Raw genomic sequence first — 21797 nt, 5'->3', positions numbered from 1 at the left:
GGGCCGGAAAATGGCGACGTCGACGGAATTGAAGGACAGCCTGCAGAGGATCTCTGCGCTGATGGGCCTGCTCCGCTCCGACTTCCTCGAACTGTCGGAGGCCAAGAGCGCCCTGCAGCGCGGCCCCATCGTCGAGCATATCCAGTGGATCGCCGACCAGCTGGACGAATTGCGGGACGAACTGGCTGCCGACAAGCCGCGCCGCTCGCATGCGACGCACTCTCATTCCAAGGAGGCGGAGCCGAAGCACACGGCGCGCCATGACGCCAAGCATCACGCCGAAAGCGTCGAGACGCCGCCCATCCCCGACGATCCGAAACAGCCCGATGTCGGCTTGGACGACGTCGACCTCTTGAAGGGCGAGCCGGCGCCCATGCCGGAAGAACCTCAGCCCGCTGCATCCCATGACGAGGCCGCGGCAATTCCGCCGCCACCCGACGTGCCGAAGCCGCACGATAACGACAAGACCCACTGATTTCCCGACCGCGACTACCCCGGGCGGCCCTTGCGGGCGCTTCGGGAGTGCACCTTGCCAGCGCCTCGCCATGGCGGCGCGCTCTGCCGCCATGACGAGATTGCAATGCCATACCCACGCCAGCCCGGGCGGCCCTTGCCGCTTGCACCGCGAGCAGCCAGACGGACATGACGACGACGCTGCTGATGTCAGAATTGATCATTTGCGAAGTGCTGACCGCCCTCGAGCAGCACGAACCGGTAGACCTTCGCGCTTCCGCCCGCCGCTGCAAGGAGCGGCTGCCGGCGCATCACGAGACCGAGGCAGAACTTTGCGAGCGTCTCGAAAGGCTGGCCATGGAATATGGCGCCGCCATCGTCATCGAAGGTTAGGCTGCCCGCTCGGTTCCATCCCGGTCCTGGCATCTGCCATGCCGCCTGTCCCGCTGCCCTCCTTTGGTAAGAAATCCCCTGGGTCGCATGACGCGGCCTTGATCCCGGCGGGATGAAACGGGTACAACGTTCCAGCCTCTTCGAACCATTGGATGGGCGGCTCATCGCGCCGGACTCATCGATTGGGGGCGGCAGATGCGCGGGCGTAGTTCAGAGGTAGAACGTCAGCTTCCCAAGCTGAATGTCGTGGGTTCAATTCCCATCGCCCGCTCCATTTTCCTCGCAGGACCCGGCCTGCCAGCCCTGTGCTGCAAACCGTGCTACACTCATAAATTGCGCCACGGTCCGAAAACACGTATCGATCGTGGGCGCGTCGCCACGCCTTTGCGCGAGGCGCACTCCATGTCCTGAAGCAAATTCCTCGGGAATAGGTAAGGGCAGATGGAAAATCTAACGATCGCGGCCGTCATACCCCTTTATAACGGCAAGGATTTCATCGCCGAGGCGCTGCGGAGCGTCCTGTCGCAAACCGTTCTTCCGGACGAGGTCATCGTCGTCGACGATGGATCGACCGACGATGGCGCCGACATCGTCCGCGCCATTGCCCTGGAAAACGATCGCGTCCGGCTGCTGACCAAGAGCAATGGCGGCCAGTCGTCGGCGCGCAACCTCGCCATCCGCAGCACGCAATGCACCCATATCGCGCTGCTGGATCAGGACGATGTCTGGTACGACGACCATATCGCCATCCTGAAGGCCGCCGCCCTCGACTTCGACCGGTCCAATCTCGCGCTGATCTATGGCGACCTCGATCAGATGGACGAGACCGGCCGGATGTTTTTGCCGTCCTGCCTGCGCTCCAATCCAAGCCCCCAGCCGAAGCGGTCGCTGTTGGAATGCCTGTCGCGCGACATGTTCATCCTGCCGGGGGCCTCCCTGGTCCTGCGCGAGGCGATCCTGGATGTCGGCATGTTCGACGAGCGCCTGTCGGGCTACGAGGACGACGATCTGTTCCTGCGGCTCTTCCTGAGGGGCTATCGGAGCCTCTTCGTGCCGAAGGGCGTGACGAAATGGCGGATCCATTCGGGCTCAACCTCGTACAGTCCGAGGATGGACCGGTCGCGTCGGATCTACTTCGGCAAGCTGGTCGAGATGTTCCCGGACGATCCGCGCCTCGAACATTACTGGATCCGCGATGCGGTGGCGCCCCGGTTCCTTGGCAAGGGATTGAGCGAGTTCGTGTCGGCCACCCGCGCCGGCGACCGGGCGCGCATGGAGGAAGCCTTGCGCGACATGGACTCGATCCTCCCCTACGCCAAGCGCAAGGTCCGGCGGCGCAGCCGCTGGCTCATGCCCCTCATCCGGGCCCTGGGGCCGACCCGGTTCGACGGGCTCGCCCGGACGCTGGCCCGCCTCTGTTTCCGCGATCGCCCTCCAAAGCCGCGCTACCCGGCCCCCTCCGCCGACGATCGCGGCTACCAGACCTGAGCGCCCGGAAAGCCACTCTTTTAGGTCCGGCACACCCTGCCGGGCGGGGGAAGTCTATCGCCGGGCCAAAGCCTGGCGAGGCGCGGCGGGAACCAATCACCAGCCACCACGTTTCTCGTACGCCGGGGCAAATCTGTCTGCCAGACTGATGATCAGCTGGACAGAGTCAAAGCGTTTCATCTATCCGTAGGCTCGAGTCTTTTGGGTCTGGTCAATTAACGTGACCCGCCTTGGCGCCCGCAGAACCCTGCTTGGGCGCAACAGGCAGGGTCACATGGGAAGGAATACACATGGGTTTGAGCAAATTCAGCACGGCGGCCATGGCGTTCGTTTTCGCCGCTGCGGCCATGCCGGTGCAGGCAGCGCCGCTTATGCGCGTCGATCCGGGCGCGAGCACCTCGTCGGATGTCATCCAGGTCCAGGGCCGGCCCTGCCCGCCGCAGGGTTGCCGTCCGGGCGATCGTCCCGGTCGTCCCAACCATGGCGGCCCGAATCGTCCCGGCCCCGGCGGTCCCGGCTGGAACGGTCCTGGCCACGGTCCCGGACATGGCGGTCCCAACTGGAATCGCCCCAACAACCGTCCGGGCTACTGGAACGGCCACCACGGCTATAACGGTCCGCGCAACGGCTATCGCCGTCACAGCGACGGCTACTGGTACCCGCTGGCAGCCTTCGGCGTCGGCGCGCTGATCGGTGGCGCGATCGCCAACCAGGGCGGCCGCGAAGTGGCTCCGCCGAGCCTGTCGCGCGACCATCTGCGCTGGTGCGAGAACCGCTACCGTTCGTTCCGCGCCTCGGACAACAGCTTCCAGCCGAACAACGGCCCGCGCCAGGCTTGCGTCTCGCCCTACTATTGAGATCGCTCGCCATAGAGTGTTGAAGGAGCCCGCCTTTTGGCGGGCTTCTTTTTTGTCCGCCCGATATCGGACAGGCTGACCGCGTTCAGTTCCGCAGCACAACGCACGCGCCGCCAAGCTTCTGCAAGGCGTTGCAAAGCTGGTTCGCCTTGCCCAGCGTGTCGGCCGGCAGGCGCACCCGGTAGAACGCGCGCCGGCCGCGACCGGCGAGGCGCGAGCCCAGGATCAGGGTCGGCTTGCCCTCCAGCAACGAGGGATAGCGCGCCACCTGGCGGTGATAGGAGGCGATCGCGCGGCTCTTGGAGAAATTGCCGGACAGCTGGACCCCGAACGGCGCATAGGCGCCCTCGATCAGCGCCGGACGATAGGCGCGGATCGCCGCCACCAGCGTGACGCAATCCCTCGCCTTCGGCTCGGCCCTGGCGGCTAAGGATTTCTGCTTAGCCGGATTCGGATCGGCCGCTCTCGCCTCGGCCGGCCGCGGATCGGATGGCCTCGGCTCGACCGCGCCGGGCGGGTCCAGAACCTCGATCTCGCCGGCTTTCCAGTCCTGAACGCTGCGGCCGGTGACGAAGGCGACATAGTCCTCCGTCTCGCCGGGCAGATAGCCGCCGCGCTCGATCCAGCGCGCCAGACGCGTCGGGCCGGCATTATAGGCCGCCGCAGCAAGACCCAGATTTCCAAACCGATCCCTTAAGCTTTTCAGATATTTGGCGGAGGCAGGAATCGCGAATTCCGGATCGAACGGGTCGTCGAGCCCCTGCTCTTCCGCGGTGCCCGGCATGAATTGCGCAATGCCCTGCGCGCCGGCGCTGCTGGTCACATGCGAGCGAAAGCTCGACTCGCGCCAGATCAGCCGTGTGAAATAATCGCGCGGCAGGCCCTGCGCATCCGCCGCCGTCTCGATCAGCCGGCAGATCGTCTGCACGGTCGTCTCCTCCGCCGCCCGCGCCGCAAAGGGAAGCAGCATCGCGCCAACGAAAAGCAGCCCGGCCAGGGCGGAGGGGCGAAGCAACATCAGGCCGCCCTCCACGCCCGGTCAGACATAGGCGGAAGGATGCTTCTGCGCGAAGCCGAGATGACCGCGCAATTTCTCCAGCAGATCGGCGGCGGCTTCGGTGACCGGCGTGCCCGGCGGGAAGATCGCCGCAGCGCCCGCTTCCATCAGCGCCTCGAAATCGCCGGGCGGGATGACGCCGCCGACGACGATCATGATGTCCGGCCGACCCTGCCGGGCCAGTTCAGCCTTCAGTTCCGGCACAAGCGTCAAATGGCCGGCGGCGAGCGACGAGACGCCCACGACATGCACCTGTTCGGCGATCGCATGCGAAGCGACCTCCTCCGGCGTCGCGAAGAGCGGACCGATCACGACGTCGAAGCCGAAATCGGCAAAGGCGGTGGCGATCACCTTCTGCCCACGATCATGGCCGTCCTGGCCCATCTTGGCGACGAGGATGCGCGGCGGCCGGCCCTCGTCCTGGGTGAATTCGGAGACGAGGCCGGACAGCCGCTGGATCGGCGCGGGATCCTGGCCGAACCCATCGCGATAGACGCCGGAATTGACCTGGATGACCGCCTTGTGGCGCTTCCATGCCTTCTCCAGCGCCGCGGAGATTTCGCCCACCGTCGCCTTGGCGCGGGCGGCATCGACCGCGAGCGCCAGCAGATTGCCCTCGCCCGAGCGGGCCGAGCCTGCCAGCGCCGCGAGCGCAGCCTCCACCGCGCCCGGATCGCGCTCGGCGCGCAGCTGGCGCAGCTTCTCGATCTGCTGCGCGCGGACGGAGGAATTGTCGACCTTCAGCACGTCGATGTCAGGCTCGTCGTCGAGGCGGTATTTGTTGACGCCGACCACGGTCTGCTGGCCGGAATCGATCCGCGCCTGCGTCTTCGCTGCGGCTTCCTCGATGCGCAGCTTCGGAATGCCGGCCTCGATCGCCTTGGCCATGCCGCCGAGCTTTTCGACCTCGTCGATATGCGCCATGGCGCGCTCCGCCAATTGCGCCGTCAGCGCCTCGACATAGTAGGAGCCGCCCCAAGGATCGATGATCCGCGTCGTGCCGCTCTCCTGCTGCAGAAAGAGCTGGGTGTTGCGGGCGATACGAGCGGAAAAATCGGTCGGCAGCGCCAGGGCCTCATCGAGCGCATTGGTATGCAGCGACTGGGTGTGGCCCTGCGTCGCCGCCATCGCCTCGATCGTGGTGCGGACGACATTGTTGTAGACGCCCTGCGCGGCGAGCGACCAGCCGGAGGTCTGGCAATGGGTGCGCAGCGCCAGCGACTTCTCGTTCTTCGGCTCGAACTGGCGGACCAGCTTCGCCCAGATCAGGCGCGCGGCGCGCATCTTGGCGACTTCCATGAAGAAGTTCATGCCGATCGCCCAGAAGAACGAAAGACGCGGCGCGAACTGGTCGATGTCGAGGCCGGCCGCCAGACCGGCGCGGATATATTCGACGCCGTCGGCCAGCGTATAGGCGAGCTCCAGATCCTGCGTCGCGCCGGCTTCCTGCATGTGATAGCCGGAAATGGAGATCGAGTTGAACTTCGGCATATGCTGCGAGGTATAGGCGAAGATGTCGGAGATGATCCGCATCGACGGTTCCGGCGGGTAGATGTAGGTGTTGCGGACCATGAACTCCTTGAGGATGTCGTTCTGGATCGTGCCGGAGAGCTTTTCGGGCGGCACGCCCTGCTCCTCGGCGGCGACGATATAGAGCGCCAGGATCGGCAGCACGGCGCCGTTCATCGTCATCGACACGCTCATGCGGTCGAGCGGGATGCCGGAAAACAGCGTGCGCATGTCGTAGATCGAGTCGATCGCCACGCCCGCCATGCCGACATCGCCGGCGACGCGCGGATGGTCGCTGTCATAGCCGCGATGGGTGGCGAGATCGAAGGCGACCGAAAGCCCCTTCTGCCCGGCGGCGAGATTGCGCCGGTAGAAGGCGTTCGAATCCTCGGCCGTGGAGAAGCCCGCATATTGGCGGATCGTCCAGGGCTGGTTCACATACATGGTCGGATAGGGCCCGCGCAGGAACGGCGCGGCGCCTGGGAAGCTGTCGATCGCCTCCAGTCCCTCGCGGTCGGCGGCGGTGTAGAGGGGCTTCACCGCGATCTCTTCCGGCGTGAGCCAAGGCGCGCCATCGGCCGGCGCCGAAAGCGGCGCATCGGCGAAGGGAATGGACGAAAAATCCGGAACACGGGTCATGGCTGGCCCTCGATCCCGTCGAGCAGTTTCGAGGGATAGTCGGTGATGTCGCAACCGGCATACAGGAAAGCCTCGACGCCAGCATGGCGATAGGCTGCCTCGCGCTCGCCAGGCCGACCGGCGAGGGCGACATGCTCGAACCCAGCCTCGACCAGCCGCCGCGCCGCCGCTTCGGCCAGCGTCTCGCCCTCGGAGCCGATCTCGCTCGCATAGGCCTCGTCGGAGGCGCAGAGACAGGCAGCCGCCGCGCCGGAGTCGCGCGCCGCAGTGACCAGTTCGTCGAGCGAGGCGAACCCGTCCGGCATCGGCGCCGCGATGCCCGCGGCCTCGAACACGCCCTTGGCGAAGCCGGCGCGGGCGCCGAACGAAGCAGCCTTGCCGAGCGTCGCCAGGAAGACGGAAGGGCGCCGACCCGTTACCTCGGCCAAGGCATCGGCGCGGTCGCGCAGTTGCTCGAACGGCTCGGCGGTGCGATGCGACACGAGACGCGAGGGGTCATGCGCCAGGGGCGCCGAAGGCCGCGCCGGCGCCAGGATCGTGACCGGCGCCTCGGCAAGGTTGGGGAATTCGCTGGTGCCGGTGATCGGCAGCTTGCGGCGGCGGACGTCTCGATCGCGCTTGGCCGCGACGGTGCGGATCTCGCCCGCCACCCAGCCGGAGCCAAGGGCCGCCGGCAGCCCGCCCTGCCGCTCGATCTCTTGGAAAATCGCCCAGGCCTTGTCGCAGAGCGCGTCGGTCAGCGCCTCGAAGCCGCCCGCGCCGGCAGCGGGATCGAAGACGTGGCCAAGGCCGGATTCCTCGAGCAGGATCGTCTGCGTGTTGCGCGCCAGCCGCCTTGCGCCCGCATGGGCAAGGCCGAGCGGCGCGGTGAAGGGCAGCACGGTGACGCTGTCCGCACCGCCCAGGCCTGCGGAAAATGCTGCGATCGTGCTGCGCAGCATATTCACATGCGGATCATGCCGCGTGGTCATGCGGAAGCTGGTTTCGGCGTCGAGCTGGATCGGCTTCGGCGCCAGGCCGCAGGCGTCTTCGACCCGCGCCCAGAGGCGGCGCAGCGCGCGAAACTTGGCGATGGTGAGGAATTCGTCGGCATCGGCGGCCAGCAGGAACGATATCAGGCCCCGCGCCCGGTAGAGCGGGACGCCGCGCGCCTCCAGCCCGCGCAGGCCGGCGACCCCAGCCGCAAGCGTCAGCGCCAGTTCCTGCGCTTCCGAAGCGCCGGCCTCGTGATACACGCGCCCGTCCGCCCGCAGTAGACGGGATCCTGCCTCCGGGCCGAACAGGCCGGCCAGCTCGACCGCGGCATCGAGCGCCGCGGCGATACCGTCCTCGCCATCGCGCGCCAGCGCCGAGAACGGATCGAGGCCGAAATCGAGAGAGAGGCTGTCGAGATCGAGGCCCTGGCCGCGCACCAGCGCCAGGACGGAGCGCGCCGCCTCGACGCCGGATCGTCCAGCTTCCAGGCGCAGCGAGACGAGATCCAGCATCACGCCATCGAGGGCGGCGGCGACCGTCGCCGCGTCGGCGGCGGCAAGGCCGAAGCCGCGCGCGGAAACGGCATCAGCGAAGACCAGCGCCAGGCCGCTGGCGCCCTGGTTCAGATCCTCCAGCGCCTGAAGGCTGGCCGCGCCGGCCTCCGGCAGATCGACGCGCTGGACGACGCGCCAGGCGCCGAGCGTGGCGCGGACCGGACGGGCGTGATCACCCTCGGCCTTGGGATAGAGCGGTTCGATGCGGATGTCGTCGGCGGTGCGGGAGACCAGCTTCGCCTCGAAATCGGCACCCTGGATCGCCTTCACCGCCCTTTCGCGCCAGGCGGATTCGGCGCTGCGAATCCCGGGTGACGCCTCTGGCCTGCTCATTGCCGCCTCGATCCTTGCCGCTTTCGTCCTGCCGTTTCGACCATGGATAGGCCGTGGCGCGCTTGCGTTCAACGTGCGAACCCGTCGCGCCCGTGCAAGCCACTGGAACAAAGTCGCCGCTTATGAATTGATGCTTCGATAAGCTACTCGGTTCTATTGGGAAATTGTTCGAAAGGATGATCGCACCTTGACCCGTCTCTTCACAAAGATCTGCGCCGGCACACTGGCCGCCGCCTTCCTGTTCTCGGTGCCGCTGCCGGCCATGGCCTTGCCGGCCGTCGCCGATCCCGGGATCCGCCCGGACGCCGCGTCCAACGTGCTCGACGTGCAGTATCGTCACCGCGGCCGCGACTATTATCCGCGCCATCGCCCGGGCTATCGGCCCGGTTATCATCCCGGTTACCGTCCCGGCTATCGGCCGGGCTACTGGAATGGGCATTACGGCTACCGCTATCAGCGGCCGGGCTATCGCTACTACAATGGCTGGTGGTACCCGCTGGCAGCCTTCGGCGTCGGCGCGGCGGTCGGATCCGCCATCGCCCAGCCGACCTATCGCGGCGGCTACTCCAACGCCCATTACCAGTGGTGCGAAGATCGCTACCGTTCGTACCGGGCTTCGGACAACACGTTCCAGCCCTATAACGGCCCGCGCCAGCAATGCGTCTCGCCCTACTAAGGCGCTCCGCCCGCTGAACGACAAAGCCCGCCAATCGGCGGGCTTTGTTTTGCGCGCAATCGGCAGCCGGTCCTATACCTCGCGATGCGATTCCAGGAACCAGAGCGACTTGTCGAGGCTGCGCGAGAAGCCGGTGAGGATATCGGCGCTGTCGGCATCGCCGAGGTCGGCGGCCTTGTCGATGCCCTTGCGGACCTCGTTCGCGACTTGAGCGTAGTGCTCGATCAGCTGCGCCAGGTGATCCTTGATCGCCGAGATGTCGGTCGGATAGGGCTTGAGCTTCGTCGCGGCCGACACCGACTGGACCGTGCCGAGTGCAAAGCCGCCCAGCTGCGCCACACGCTCGGCCACCGTGTCGACATGGTCGTCGAGATCGGCCCGGAACGTATCGAGCATCTCGTGGATGGCGATGAACTGCGGGCCCTTCAGGTTCCAGTGCGCCTGCTTGGTGACCAGCGACAGATCGATGCCGTCCGCCAGCACGGCGTTCAGCAATTCGATCGAGGCGGTCTTCGTATTGGACTTCAGATCAATCGAGGATTTCAGGGGCGCCATCGCGTTTCCTTTTGTCAATCAACTCTGGAGCCTGCGGACAAGGCCCCGCGGGCTGCGATCGCAGCGGCGAAGCGGGCCTATAGATCGCCGCGCCGCCGATTCCGATCGCGTTGTGGACGATACGCCCTGGCAACGCAGGCGGGAAGCACGACGAGGGCGGGCGCGACATTCCTGCCGCCCGCTGCCAACTGTCATCTGGCCGGAAGGCCGCAGCTGCGCTAGGACGGTCGCCACTGGGATGATGTCGAAGAGGACAATATGAAAAGCGTGATCTGCGTGGAACCGGGCCGGCTGGAATTCATCGAGCGGCCCGACCCGGAGGCGCCCGCGGCGGGCTTTGCCGTCGTCGACATCAAGCATGTCGGCATTTGCGGCACCGACTACCACATCTTCGAGGGCAAGCACCCCTTCCTCGAATATCCGCGCGTCATGGGCCATGAGCTTTCCGGCGTCGTCTCGGCGGTCGGTCCCGGCGGCACGCTCAAGGTCGGCACGCCGGTCGTGATCAATCCCTATATCGCCTGCGGCCACTGCGTTGCCTGCCGCAAGGGCAAGCCGAACTGCTGCACCTCGATCCGCGTGCTCGGCGTCCATACCGATGGCGGCATGGCCGAGAAGATCACGATGCCGGAAGGCAATCTCTATCCGGCCGAGGGGCTGTCGCTGCGCGACGCGGCCATGGTCGAGTTCCTGGCGATCGGCGCGCACGCCGTCCGCCGTTCGCAGCCTGAGGGCGGCCGCGCGCTCGTCGTCGGCATTGGCCCGATCGGCCTCGGCGCGGCGATCTTCGCCCGCATCGCCGGGCTCGAGGTGACGCTGCTCGATTCGAGCGAGGAACGGCTCGCCTTCGCCCGCGAGACGCTCGGCTTCCAGAATACGGCGCTGACCGGCCCCGACGCCCAGGCGACGCTGCTGGAGCAGACCCAGGGCGACGGCTTCGACGTGGTGTTCGACGCCACCGGCAATGCGCAGGCAATCGAGGCCGGCTTCGCCCTGGTCGCGCATGGTGGCGCCTATGTGCTGGTCTCGATCGTCAAGGACAGGATCAGCTTCTCCGACCCCGAATTCCACAAGCGCGAGATGATGCTGATCGGCAGCCGAAACGCCACTAAGGTCGATTTCGACCATGTCGTCGCCTCGATCAAGGCCGGCCTGGTGCCGCTCGACGCGCTGGCAACCCACAGCACCACGCTGGACCGGCTCACCACCGACATGCCGGTCTGGAGCCATGACAAGCGCGGCCTGATCAAGGCGATCATCGCCGTCTGACGCGGCGCTTCCCCGGCGAAATCCCGCTTTGACAGCGCTGTCCGAATGCAGGACGGTGCTGTCCCAATTTTCTCCGGAATCAACCGCAACGGCATAGGAGCGGACGATGGAATATCGGCAACTCGGCAATTCGGGCCTGAAGGTCTCGGTGCTGACGATGGGCACCATGACCTTCGGCGCCAAGGGCGATTTCGCCAAGGTCGGCAACATCACCGATGTCGGCGAAGCGCGCCGCCAGATCGAGATGGTGATCGACGCCGGCGTCAACCTGCTCGACACGGCGAACGTCTATTCGGCCGGCGATTGCGAGGCGATCATCGGCGACGCGCTCGGCGGCAAGCGCAAGAACGACGTGCTGATCGCCACCAAGGCGCGCTTCCCCACCGGTGACGGCCCGAACAATCGCGGCCTGTCGCGCTATCACCTGATCCGCGAATGCGAGGCCAGCCTCAAGCGGCTGAAGACCGACGTCATCGATCTCTACCAGGTGCACCAGTGGGACGGCGTGACGCCGCTGGAAGAGACGCTGGAAGCGCTCGACAGCCTCGTGCGCCAGGGCAAGGTCCGCTATGTCGGCTGCTCCAACTATTCCGGCTGGCACATCATGAAGGCGATGGAGATCGCCCGCCGCGACAACCGCATCCCCTTCATCTCGCAGCAGATCCATTACACGCTGCAGGCGCGCGAGGCGGAGCAGGAGCTGGTGCCGATCAGCATCGACCAGAAGCTCGGCATCCTGGTCTGGAGCCCGATCGCCGGCGGCCTGCTCTCGGGCAAGCATCGCCGCAACAAGGAGACGCCGAAGGACAGCCGTCTGTCGCAGGGCTGGACCGAGCCGCCGATCCACGACTGGGACCGTCTCTGGGACATCGTAGACGAACTGGTCTCGATCGCCGACGCGCGCGGCGTTTCCGGCGCGCAGGTGGCGCTCGCCTGGCTGCTCGGCCGTCCTGGCGTCACCTCGGTGATCATCGGCGGCCGCACGGAAGCCCACTTCAAGGACAACCTCGCCGCCGCCGAGCTGAAGCTCACGGCCGAGGAGCGCGCGCGCCTCGACAAGGTGAGCCAGAAGCCGCTGGATTACCCCTACTGGCACCAGGTCGCCGCCGCCAAGGACCGCCTCGGCGCGGCCGACCTCGCCTTCCTGCAGCCCTATGTGAATGGCTGAGGCCAGGCGGCTTTAGAACGGAAGAGGCCCGGCATGACCGGGCCTTTTTTTCATCGCAAGACCCACGCTCCGGTGTCGGACGCCCCCACACTCTGGCGTCATCCTCGCGAAAGCGAGGATCCATGCAGCCGGGGATTCGGGAGGTTCTTGCGGGCCAATCGCACGGCTGAATGGATCCCGGGTCAAGCCCGGGATGACGGCGAGGGTCGTGAGAGGCAATATCTCGCGAGACCAGCGCCGTGGAACGGACGCCGCAACGGCTACCGACGTTGATCCCGCAGCCCCACACACGCGCCGTCATCCCGGCGAAGGCCGGGATCCATACAGCGGAAATTTCGGGAGGTTGGCTCGGACTCGACTGCGCAAGATCTGGAGCGCACCATGTCACGGCCGGTGCTTGGGACCGCCACGGATCCCGGCTTTCGCCGGGATGACGGCGAGGGTGGGGCAACCGGGTCGGCAACCGTCCGCGGTGGAAACCACCCGGCTCCAACGGCCGCCGGCAGCGGCCAACCTCGGCAAAAGCCCTAGAACTTGTAGTTCAGGCCTGCCTTGACCGCGTTGGTGGTCACGCCGGCTTCGGATTGGGCCGGGGTGCCTTCGAAGATCGTCTTCTTGCCGAGATCGACATAGTCGTATTCGAGCCGGCCGGTGAGGTTCTTCGTGAAGCCATATTCGACGCCGGCGCCGGCGGTCCAGCCGATCGCCCACTGGCTGTCCGAGCCGAGCCCGGCCTGCTTGGCCTCGATATCGCCATAGGCGATGCCGCCCTTGCCGTAGAACAGCCACTTGTCATAGGTGAAGCCGATGCGGCCGGTGGTCGAACCGATCCAGTTCAGATCGAGCGCCGCGCTGCCTGCGGTGTCGCTGAGGCCGCTATAGGCGATGTCCGTCTCGAAGCCGACCAGCCAGGGATCGGCCTGGTAGTTGTAGCCCGCCTGCACGCCGAACAGCCCGCCGCTCAGGCTGTCGAGGAAATCGGCGTCCTTGGTGCCGCCACCCCAGCCATAGCCGCCATGCACGCCGGCATAAAAACCGTTCCAGTCGAAACCGGCCGGGGCCGCGGGAGCAACCGGGGCCGGCGATTCATACGCGATGTCCGCGGCGGAAGCCGCGCCCGAAAGCGCCAGCAGGGCAACACCCGCCAAGATCCAATGCTTCATCACGTACCCTCTCGACCGGAAACGCCGTCGATACCCGCCGCCCGGATCCAAAATGCCGCCCAAAAAAGGCGTCACGGTGGCTCATCCAGCCCAGAAATCGGTATCCGCAGCCCTCCCGTCAAGACAAGCGGGCGTGAGCATGACGAAGAGTCATGCGGCGCAGCATCCTTGCAACAGGCATTCGATGGAATCCCGAAGCAATTCGTCCGGGATTGCGACGGTCAGCGGACGAGGATCGCCCTGAAATCATTGACGTTTGTCAGTGTCGGGCCGGTAACAACCAAACGCCCCAGCGCCTCGAAGAACCCGTAGCCGTCATTGTCGGCCAGGCGCGCCACCGGGTCGATCCCCCTCGCCCGTGCCGCCTCCAGGATGCCGGCATCGATCCAGGCGCCGGCATTGTCCTCGGAGCCGTCAATGCCGTCTGTATCGCAGGCGATCGCGGCGATCCCCTTGTGGCCGCCGAGCGCGACGGCCAGCGCCAGCAGGAACTCGGCATTGCGTCCGCCCCTGCCGCGCCCGCGCACGGTCACGGTGGTTTCGCCGCCCGAGAGGATCACGCAGGGCTTTGCCACCGGCTGGTCATGCGCCGCCGCATAGGTGCCGATCGCCGCCAGCACGCGTGCCACGTCCCGCGCCTCGCCTTCCAGCGCATCGCCCAGCACCAGCGGCATAAGCCCGATAGCGCGCGCCGCCTCGGCCGCCGCATCCAGCGCCATCTTTGGCGTGGCCAGCATCTCGACCGTCCCGCCTTCGCCGGCCTCGACCGCGTTGGCGCGGATCGCCTGCTCGATGCGCGGCTCGATGACGATGCCATATTCGGCGAGGATCGAAAGCGCGCCCTCGGGATCGGAGGCTTCCGGAATGGTCGGCCCGGAACCGATGGCGCCGGGATCGTCGCCCGGCACGTCGGAGATCAGATAGGTCACCCGGCGTGCCTTCGCGGCGGCAGCGGCGAGACGGCCGCCCTTGATCGCCGAAAGCGCCTTGCGCACGCGGTTCATGGCGCCGATCGGCGCGCCGCTCTTCAGCAGCGCCCGGTTCAGCGCCTGCTTGTCTTCCAGGCTCACGCCCGGCGCCGGCAGCGCCAGCAGCGACGAGGCGCCGCCCGACATCAGGAAGACGACGAGATCGTCCGTTCCCGCCGTGCCGGCATAATCGAGGATGCGCTGCGCCGCCGCCATGCCGGCGGCGTCGGGGACCGGATGCGCGGCTTCCACGACCTCGACGAAACGGGTTGGCGTGCCATGGCCATAGCGGGTGACGGCCAGGCCCTCGGGCGCCCGGTTGCCGGCCGCCTCCCACGCATCCTCGAACGCCCGTACCATGCGCGCCGCGCCCTTGCCGGCGCCGAGCACGATGGTTCGTCCTTTTGGAGCGACGGGAAGCCGGCCCTCGAACCGGCCATCCGGCAGCGAGGCCGCCAGCGCCGCGTCGAACAGCGCGCGAAGAACCGCCTCGTCGGGCGAATTCGTGTCGAGTGTCATGGTCACATGTCTGTCCGCAAAGAAGCCGAATCGTCCACTTTCATAGCGCATTCCCTCGATCGGGCTGCCGCTGGATCACCGCTCGGCATCAATCCGCAGCGTGCGGATGAGCGCCTCGAACAGCGGACGTGCCCTGTCGAGCGCCGCCGCGGTGGTGGCGCAGGAAAGGCTGATCCGATAGGCCGGGGTCTCGGCGAGGGCGATGTATTGACGGACATTGGCATGGTCCGGCCCGAAATGCGGCGTCATCACCGCCGCGACTCCGCGAACGCCATTGCCGAAATCGAGCGGCTCGATGGAACCGACACGGCCCATCAGCGCCAGCGTCGAGCGCACGGACTCGACCTGTCCTTGCAGCATTTCCGGGTCGTTCAGCGCCCCCTGGTCCAACGCCCGGACTTCTTCCGGCTGCGTCTTCAGCGCGGCGCCGCACAGGCTTTTCGACGTCCCCGCGCGGGGAAGAGCCGGATCGGCGCTATGGATCTCGATGACGAAATCATGCCCACGATGACCGCGCCGCTGGCCGATGACGAGCGGCGATGGCGCGGAGAAGGCGAGCCCGGTTTCGGGGTCGCGAAAATCCATCCGGGCCGGTGTCGCCGATGTTTCGGCGGCCGCGTCCATCGAGCCACCGGCGCCAAGGCCCAACGCACCGAGGCATGCCAGCACAGCGATGCGCCGGCAGGCAGGAAGCCAGGTCGTCCGGTTCGCACAGTCCCCCGGGAGCATCGCGCGCTCAGTCGCGCACGCCGACGACATAGTCCTGGATCTGGTCGACGATGGCGCCGGTCATCGGGATGGCGGCGTCGCTCATCAGGAACAGCGCCAGGCGGGCGACGTCCTCCGGCTTGATCAGCCTGCCCCAGGGCATCATCGCCTCGGCCTCTTCCAGCCAGCCCTCGCCCTTGCCGAGCTTGACCGCCTGCATCTCGCGCTCGCCCGGCGTGTCGGCCCAGCCGAGATTGATGCCGTTGACGCTGATGCGGTCGAAGCGGTGCGAATGGGCGGCGTTCTTGGTCAGGATCGACAGCGCCGCCTTGGACGAGGCATAGACGCCCAGCTCCGGCGTGCCGCCATAGGCATTGACCGAGAGGATGTTCACGATCGTGCCGGGCGCGCCGCGCGATTTCAGGTGCTGGATGACGCCCTGCATCAGGAACATCGGCGTGCGCACATTGGTGGCGAACACCTTGTCGAAGAAGTCGATATCGGCATCGGCGATCGAGCCGCGATCCGTGCTGGCGGCGGCGTTGACGAGGCCGTCGACATGGTCGAACCGGTCGAGCGTCGCGTCCATGACGATCTCGGCCGCATCGGAATCGGCGAGATCGACGGAGACGAAGCCGCCGCCGACGCCAAGCGCCTCCAGCTCGGCCACGACATCCGCGCCGCGCTGAGGATTGCGCCCGACCAGCATCACGCCTTCCGCGCCCGAATGCGCCGCCTCCAGCGCCACGGCCCGGCCCACGCCCTGCGTGCCGCCGGTCACCAGAAGGATCTTGCCGTCTACACGCGCTTCCATCGTCTCATCCCTGCCCGTTTTCGCTGTTCGTCAGCGGATCTGATTGTTCGCTCTTGCCCCCAGCGCGCCGTCGCGGCACGCTGGCCCGAGGGGCGGAGACACGATCTGCGAGCGATCCTAGCCGGGCTCGTTCCGGCGATGCAACTCATGCGCGCCCCGCTTCGAGCCGAAAAGCCGTCACGCGCCAATCCGGAATCGCCCATGCCTCAACCCCTTACGCCGCCAAAGGATGCCGCCGCCGCGCGCATCGCGGACGCCCGCATCGCCCTGGCGGCCCTGGACCTGCTTCCCGAAGCGATCCGGCCGGCGGACGAGGCGAGCGCCTATGCCGTGCAGGCGGCCGTGCACCAGCGCCTGGCGGCGAGCCGCTATGGCCGGCGGATCGGGTGGAAGATCGGCTGCACGACGCCGGTGATGCAGACCTATCTCGGCATTCCGAACCCTTGCGGCGCCGGCCTGTTCGAGGGCACGCGACATGCTTCCGGCGCGACGATCTCGGCAGCCGGGTTCCGCCATGTCGGAATCGAATGCGAGATCGCGGTCCAACTCGCGCGCGACCTGCCGGCGAGCGGCGCGCCGTTCACGGCGGAGCGTGTCGCGGATGCGGTCGGGAGCGTGATGGCGGCGATCGAGCTGGTCGACGACCGCTATGCCGACTGGCGCCAGACCGACACGCCGACGTTGATCGCCGACGATTTCTTCGCCGCCGGCTGCGTGCTGGGCGAGCCGCTTGCGCTTGCTGACGCGCCGGATCTCGCCGCCGTCGTCGGCGTGACGCGGATCAACGATGTCGAGGTCGGCCGCGGCGTCGGCGCCGACGTGCTCGGCCACCCCTTCAAGGCGCTCGCCTGGCTCGCGGACAGCCTGGCGGCCCGAGGCGAGATGCTGCGGGCGGGCGAGATCGTGCTGACCGGCAGCCTGGTCGAAACCCGCTGGCTCAAGGCCTGCGACCGGGTGGAGATCGAAATCACCGGGCTTGGCGGGGTGGCACTGACGGTTTCGGAGTAGGCGGCGGACGCGCCATTCCTTCACCTCTCCCATCGGGAGAGGTCGACGCACGAAGTGCGGCGGGTGAGGGGTTCAGGCCTCACCGGTCAGATCGCATCCCCTCACCGGGAGCTTCGCTCCGACCTCTCCCCATGGGAGAGGTGAAGGAAAAAGCTCAGACCGTCGCGATCGCCCCCTCTCCCGCTCGCGGGAGAGGGCTTTGTCGAATACCCTGACCGACAGGCTGCTGCAGTCCCTTCACCTCTCCCTCAGGGCGAGGTGAAGGAAGCACCCTTATCCGGCAATCCTACCGAAAATGCTTCGAGAGCTTCAGGCCCTGGGCCTGGTAGTTGGAGCCGAGGTCGCTGCCGTAGAGCTTGGCGGGACGTTCCGACATCGTCTCGTAGACGAGGCGGCCGACCGTCTGGCCATGTTCGAGGATGAACGGCACCTCATGGCTGCGCACTTCCAGCACGGCACGGCTGCCGGCGCCGCCGGCTGCCTGATGGCCGAAGCCCGGATCAAAGAAGCCGGCATAGTGAACGCGGAATTCGCCGACCAGCGGGTCGAAGGCGACCATTTCGGCGGCGTAATCCGGCGGCACGTGCACGGCTTCGCGCGAGACGAGGATGTAGAACTGGTCGGGATCGAGGATCAGCTCGGCCTTGCCGCGGACCGGGATCGGCTCCCAGTAGTCGAGCACGTCGCAGGCGGCGCGCTTGTCGACGTCGACGACGCCCGTATGACGCTTGGCGCGATAGCCGATGATGCCGTTCGAGCCCTCGAGATCGATCGACAGCAGCAGCCCGCCCGAAGCGCGGAACGCGCCATCGACCAGCGGCTCACGGGCATTGAGGGCAGCCAGTTCGGTATCATTCAGATGGGTGTCGCCGCGGCGAAACCGGATCTGCGACAGGCGCGAGCCAGTGCGCGCGACGATCGGGAAGGTGCGCGGGGAAACTTCGAGATAGAGCGGGCCGTGATAGCCGGCGGGAATCGTGTCGAAGGACTGCGCCCGGTCGGTGATGACGCGGGTGAAGATGTCGAGCCGGCCGGTCGAGGATTTCGGGTTGGCCGAAGCCTGGATATCGGGCGGCAGCGCCAGCCCTTCCAGCAGCGGCACGATGTAGACGCAGCCGGTCTCCAGCACCGATCCGGCCGATAGGTCGATCTCGTGCAGGGTGAGCTCGGCGAGGCGGTCCTTCACCAGCACGTTCGGGCCCGGCAGGAAGCTGGCGCGCACCCGGTAGGCGACGGCGCCAAGGCGCAGGTCGAGGCTCGCCGGCTGCACCTGGTCGTCATCGAGCGGCCGGTCGATGACGATTTCGCCCAAGGCGAGGCTCGCCCGGATCTGCTCGGCCGAGAGAATTCCGATTGCTGCGTTACCCGTCATCCGCTCCGGTCCTGCCTAATCTTCACCTCTCCCTGAGGGAGAGGTCGGCCCGCAGGGCCGGGTGAGGGTTTACGCCCTCTCCGGAAAATTCCCTAACCCCTCACCCGCCGGCTACGCCGTCGACCTCTCCCTCAGGGAGAGGTGAAAACGCGCCGCGGGACCGAAGGAAGCACTTAGCTCAACTCGCCGTTGACGCCAAGCCGCCAGAGGCATATCAGGAAACGCACCATCCGTGGTCTATTTGAGCCGACCGGCTTGCCGCCACGTTAAACAATGTCGCTAAAAGGTCGGTTGCCGGAAATCCGACATCCGATTTTTGCCCGACCTCGCGTCGGGTTTTTCTTGATCGGGATCAGAGCCAAATGTCCGAAGACAAAGCCAAGCGCCCCCGCCGCCCCGCCACCCAGCTCGTGCATGGCGGCACCCTCCGTTCGCAATTCGGCGAAATCTCGGAAGCGATGTTCCTGACCCAGGGCTTCGCCTATGACACGGCCGAAGCCGCCGAGGCGCGCTTCAAGGGCGAGGATCCGGGCTTCATCTATTCGCGCTTTTCCAACCCGACCACCTTCATGTTCGAGGAGCGCATCCGCCTGCTCGAAGGCGCCGCCGCCGCTCGCTCGACCGCCAGCGGCATGGCCGCCGTCACCGCCGCGCTGATGTGCATGCTGAAGGCGGGAGACCACGTCGTCGCCGCCAAGGCGCTGTTCTCATCCTGTCTCTATGTCGTCGAAGACCTGCTGCCGCGCTTCGGCGTTCAGTCGACGCTGGTCGACGGCACCGACCTCAACCAGTGGCGCGACGCCGTGCGGCCGAACACGAAGGCGTTCTTCCTGGAGAGCCCCACCAACCCGACGCTCGAAGTGATCGACATCGCCGAGGTCGCCAAGATTGCGCATGAGGCCGGCGCTCTGCTCATCGTCGACAACGTGTTCGCGACGCCGATCTGGCAGCAGCCGATCAAGCTCGGCGCCGACGTCGTCGTCTATTCCGGCACCAAGCATATCGATGGCCAGGGCCGGGTCCTGGGCGGCATCATCCTTTCGGCCGATGAAGCCTATGTCACCGACCACCTGCACAATTTCCTGCGCCAGACCGGCCCGACGCTGTCGGCCTTCAATGCCTGGGTGCTGCTGAAGGGGCTGGAGACGCTGGATATCCGCGTCCGCCGCCAGACCGAGAGCGCCGCGAAGATCGCCGACGTGATGGCCAGGCACCCGAAGGTCGCGAAGCTGATCTATCCCGGACGCGCCGACCATCCGCAGGCCGATGTCGTCAAAAAGCAGATGGGCGCCGGCTCGACGCTGATCGCGTTCGAGGTCGAGGGCGGCAAGGAAGCGGCCTTCCGCGTCGCCAGCGCCATGGAGGTCGTCACGATCTCCAACAATCTCGGCGACGCCAAGAGCCTCATCACCCATCCCTCGACGACGACGCATCAGCGCCTCTCGGAAGAGGCGCGGCTCGGCTTCGGCATCACGCCGGGCATGCTGCGCCTGTCGATCGGCCTCGAAGACGCGGACGACCTGATCGAGGACATCACCCTGGCGCTCGACCAGGCCTGATCCCGCCGACAGGAAGAAAGCCGCCGGAGGCGCCCGCCCAGGCGGCTTTTTCGCATCCCGAAACGCGGTCAAGGCGTTGCTGGAATAAGAAAAGTTGCAAGATGCGCTAAATTGCGCAGTGGCGGCGCAGGCGCGGCCATGATTATTGACGCCAAGTTGACTGCCGCCAAAGCCAAACGTCGTTGGACTCGCTGTGATTCCCGCGCTAGTTTGGAACCCATCCAAAAAGCGGGCGCTGCTGATGGACTATCAATCTTTCTTCGTAGACGCGATCGACGCTCTCCATTCCGAGAAGCGTTATCGGGTCTTCGCCGATCTCGAGCGGATCGTGGGCCGCTTCCCGCATGCGATCTGGCGCTCCGAGCGCGGTCCGCGCGAAATCACCGTCTGGTGCTCCAACGACTATCTCGGCATGGGCCAGCATCCGGACGTCGTCCGCGCCATGGTCGAAACGGCGCAGGGCATGGGCACCGGCGCCGGCGGCACGCGCAACATCTCCGGCAACAATCACCCGCTGGTCGAGCTGGAGCATGAGCTCGCCGACCTGCATGGCAAGGAAGCCGGCCTCGTCTTCTCCTCGGGCTTCGTCTCCAACGACGCAGCGCTGTCGACGCTCGGCAAGTTGCTGCCCGACTGCCTGATCCTGTCGGACGAACTGAACCACGCCTCGATGATCGAGGGCATCCGCCGTTCCGGCGCGCAGAAGCGCATCTTCCGCCACAACGACCTCGAGCATCTCGAAGAGCTGCTCAAGGAAGCCGGCCCCGGCCGCGCCAAGCTGATCGCCTTCGAGAGCGTCTATTCGATGGATGGCGACATCGCGCCGATCGCCGGAATCTGCGATCTGGCCGAGAAGTATGGCGCCATGACCTATCTCGACGAAGTGCACGCCGTGGGCATGTATGGCCCGCGCGGCGCCGGCATCGCCGAGCGCGAGGGCGTCATGCACCGCGTCGACGTCATCGAGGGCACGCTGGCCAAGGCGTTCGGCACGTTCGGCGGCTACATCACCGCCAGCCGCGCCGTGGTCGACGCCGTGCGTTCCTATGCGCCGGGCTTCATCTTCACCACCGCCCTGCCCCCGTCGATCGCCGCCGCCACCACCGCCTCGATCCGCCACCTGAAGGCTTCGCAGGTCGAGCGCGACCTGCAGCAGCATCACGCGCAGCGGACCAAGGAAGTGCTGATCGCCGCCGGCCTGCCGGTGATGCCGTCCGAGACGCATATCATTCCGCTGTTCGTCGGCAATCCGGACCTTTGCAAGAAGGCCTCGGACATGCTGCTCGACGAGCATGGCATCTACATCCAGCCGATCAACTACCCGACCGTGCCGCGCGGCACGGAGCGGCTGCGCATCACGCCGACGCCCTGCCATGACGAGACGCTGATCCTCGGCCTGCGCGACGCGCTGGTCGATGTCTGGCACCGTCTCTGGCTGCCGCTCGGCCGCACCGCCCCGGCCAAGACCGCCCGCCTGGTCGCCAATGGCGGCAGCTCGCATTTCGACGTCTTCCCGCCCGCCGGCGGCTGACGGTTTCGAGTTCGATATTCAAAAGGCCCGCCGAGCGATCGGCGGGCCTTTTTTGTTTGGTATCCTGCTGGAGCCCCTCTCTCACCTCTCCCATGGGGAGAGGTCGACGGCCGCAGGCCGGCGGGTGAGGGGTTGCGATCCCTTCTGCAAGGCCTGATCCCCTCACCCGGAGCTCCGCTCCGACCTCTCCCCTTGGGAGAGGTGAAAGGCATGGCTCCACCCGCCCCCT

The 21797-nt window shown here is 66.7% G+C and carries 19 protein-coding genes, 1 tRNA gene and 1 riboswitch; of the genes, 11 read left to right on the top strand and 9 right to left on the bottom strand.

Translation table 11 applies throughout. From position 1 onward, the window contains the following. The first annotated feature begins 10 nt into the window (after nucleotides 1-10). From ABIE08_RS13815 to ABIE08_RS13795, 5 genes are all read left to right on the top strand, one after another. Nucleotides 11-475 (top strand): hypothetical protein, encoded by a 465-nt coding sequence (locus tag ABIE08_RS13815; RefSeq protein WP_354551884.1) that lies wholly within the window; start codon nucleotides 11-13, stop codon nucleotides 473-475. 167 nt (nucleotides 476-642) lie between these two features. Further along, on the top strand, nucleotides 643-846 hold the full coding sequence (locus tag ABIE08_RS13810) for a hypothetical protein (RefSeq protein ID WP_354551882.1): 204 nt from the start codon (nucleotides 643-645) through the stop codon (nucleotides 844-846). Between the two features lie 199 nt (nucleotides 847-1045). Continuing rightward, a tRNA-Gly gene (locus ABIE08_RS13805) sits at nucleotides 1046-1120 on the top strand. 167 nt (nucleotides 1121-1287) lie between these two features. Beyond that, the gene (locus ABIE08_RS13800) at nucleotides 1288-2334 is read left to right on the top strand and encodes a glycosyltransferase family 2 protein (RefSeq protein WP_354551880.1); all 1047 of its coding nucleotides are present in this window, start codon (nucleotides 1288-1290) and stop codon (nucleotides 2332-2334) included. A gap of 284 nt (nucleotides 2335-2618) precedes the next feature. Further along, nucleotides 2619-3191, top strand: coding sequence for a BA14K family protein (locus ABIE08_RS13795; protein ID WP_396309410.1), 573 nt, complete (start codon nucleotides 2619-2621; stop codon nucleotides 3189-3191). Nucleotides 3192-3276: 85 nt separating this feature from the next. Here ABIE08_RS13795 and ABIE08_RS13790 read toward each other — a convergent pair whose 3' ends face one another. The 3 genes from ABIE08_RS13790 to ABIE08_RS13780 are packed head-to-tail and all read right to left on the bottom strand — an operon-like array spanning nucleotide 3277 to nucleotide 8258. Next, the gene (locus ABIE08_RS13790; RefSeq protein ID WP_354551876.1) at nucleotides 3277-4209 is read right to left on the bottom strand and encodes a lytic transglycosylase domain-containing protein; all 933 of its coding nucleotides are present in this window, start codon (nucleotides 4207-4209) and stop codon (nucleotides 3277-3279) included. A 21-nt stretch (nucleotides 4210-4230) separates the two neighbouring features. Beyond that, nucleotides 4231-6396 (bottom strand): methylmalonyl-CoA mutase, encoded by a 2166-nt coding sequence (gene scpA, locus ABIE08_RS13785; RefSeq protein WP_354551874.1) that lies wholly within the window; start codon nucleotides 6394-6396, stop codon nucleotides 4231-4233. Further along, nucleotides 6393-8258 carry a methylmalonyl-CoA mutase subunit beta gene (locus tag ABIE08_RS13780; RefSeq protein ID WP_354551872.1) on the bottom strand — a complete coding sequence of 622 codons (1866 nt, stop codon included), beginning with the start codon at nucleotides 8256-8258 and terminating at the stop codon, nucleotides 6393-6395. The genes scpA and ABIE08_RS13780 overlap by 4 nt, the downstream gene beginning before the upstream one ends. Before the next feature lie 187 nt (nucleotides 8259-8445). On the opposite strand from ABIE08_RS13780, the gene ABIE08_RS13775 reads away from it, so the two are divergent. Further along, nucleotides 8446-8934 carry a BA14K family protein gene (locus ABIE08_RS13775; protein ID WP_354551870.1) on the top strand — a complete coding sequence of 163 codons (489 nt, stop codon included), beginning with the start codon at nucleotides 8446-8448 and terminating at the stop codon, nucleotides 8932-8934. Nucleotides 8935-9006: 72 nt separating this feature from the next. Here ABIE08_RS13775 and dps read toward each other — a convergent pair whose 3' ends face one another. Beyond that, nucleotides 9007-9489, bottom strand: coding sequence for a DNA starvation/stationary phase protection protein Dps (gene dps, locus ABIE08_RS13770; protein ID WP_354551868.1), 483 nt, complete (start codon nucleotides 9487-9489; stop codon nucleotides 9007-9009). A 258-nt stretch (nucleotides 9490-9747) separates the two neighbouring features. Here dps and ABIE08_RS13765 point away from each other — a divergent pair, with 258 nt between their 5' ends. Together ABIE08_RS13765 and ABIE08_RS13760 are read left to right on the top strand one after the other, a co-directional pair. Continuing rightward, entirely contained in the window at nucleotides 9748-10758 is a 1011-nt protein-coding gene (locus tag ABIE08_RS13765; protein ID WP_354551867.1) for a zinc-binding alcohol dehydrogenase family protein, read from the top strand. Nucleotides 10759-10864: 106 nt separating this feature from the next. Beyond that, nucleotides 10865-11926, top strand: coding sequence for an aldo/keto reductase (locus ABIE08_RS13760; protein ID WP_354551865.1), 1062 nt, complete (start codon nucleotides 10865-10867; stop codon nucleotides 11924-11926). 527 nt (nucleotides 11927-12453) lie between these two features. Here the strand turns inward: ABIE08_RS13760 and ABIE08_RS13755 are convergent. The 4 genes from ABIE08_RS13755 to ABIE08_RS13740 form a co-directional block, all read right to left on the bottom strand. Further along, nucleotides 12454-13089 carry an outer membrane protein gene (locus ABIE08_RS13755; RefSeq protein ID WP_354551863.1) on the bottom strand — a complete coding sequence of 212 codons (636 nt, stop codon included), beginning with the start codon at nucleotides 13087-13089 and terminating at the stop codon, nucleotides 12454-12456. Between the two features lie 221 nt (nucleotides 13090-13310). Continuing rightward, complete coding sequence (locus tag ABIE08_RS13750; protein WP_354551862.1) at nucleotides 13311-14576, bottom strand: glycerate kinase type-2 family protein; 1266 nt, start codon at nucleotides 14574-14576, stop codon at nucleotides 13311-13313. 75 nt (nucleotides 14577-14651) lie between these two features. Continuing rightward, nucleotides 14652-15161 (bottom strand): hypothetical protein, encoded by a 510-nt coding sequence (locus ABIE08_RS13745; RefSeq protein WP_354551860.1) that lies wholly within the window; start codon nucleotides 15159-15161, stop codon nucleotides 14652-14654. A gap of 151 nt (nucleotides 15162-15312) precedes the next feature. After that, nucleotides 15313-16098, bottom strand: coding sequence for an SDR family oxidoreductase (locus ABIE08_RS13740; protein WP_266330737.1), 786 nt, complete (start codon nucleotides 16096-16098; stop codon nucleotides 15313-15315). Nucleotides 16099-16299: 201 nt separating this feature from the next. Between ABIE08_RS13740 and ABIE08_RS13735 the strand changes: the two genes are divergently transcribed. Then, nucleotides 16300-17106 carry a 2-keto-4-pentenoate hydratase gene (locus tag ABIE08_RS13735; RefSeq protein ID WP_354551859.1) on the top strand — a complete coding sequence of 269 codons (807 nt, stop codon included), beginning with the start codon at nucleotides 16300-16302 and terminating at the stop codon, nucleotides 17104-17106. 286 nt (nucleotides 17107-17392) lie between these two features. On the opposite strand, the gene ABIE08_RS13730 is transcribed toward ABIE08_RS13735, so the two are convergent. Further along, complete coding sequence (locus tag ABIE08_RS13730) at nucleotides 17393-18478, bottom strand: 2'-deoxycytidine 5'-triphosphate deaminase (RefSeq protein WP_354551858.1); 1086 nt, start codon at nucleotides 18476-18478, stop codon at nucleotides 17393-17395. A 222-nt stretch (nucleotides 18479-18700) separates the two neighbouring features. Continuing rightward, nucleotides 18701-18781: riboswitch (SAM riboswitch) on the top strand. 59 nt (nucleotides 18782-18840) lie between these two features. Between ABIE08_RS13730 and ABIE08_RS13725 the strand changes: the two genes are divergently transcribed. Then, entirely contained in the window at nucleotides 18841-20037 is a 1197-nt protein-coding gene (locus ABIE08_RS13725; RefSeq protein WP_354551856.1) for an O-succinylhomoserine sulfhydrylase, read from the top strand. Nucleotides 20038-20278: 241 nt separating this feature from the next. After that, nucleotides 20279-21568, top strand: a complete 1290-nt coding sequence (hemA, locus tag ABIE08_RS13720) for a 5-aminolevulinate synthase (RefSeq protein WP_354551855.1) — start codon at nucleotides 20279-20281, stop codon at nucleotides 21566-21568. The last annotated feature ends 229 nt before the right edge of the window (nucleotides 21569-21797 follow it).

Source organism: Kaistia defluvii, assembly GCF_040548815.1.
In the GTDB taxonomy this organism is placed as follows: domain Bacteria; phylum Pseudomonadota; class Alphaproteobacteria; order Rhizobiales; family Kaistiaceae; genus Kaistia; species Kaistia defluvii_A.
Note: the sequence above shows the minus strand (reverse complement) of the source record. Positions and strands in the feature narration are given on the sequence as shown.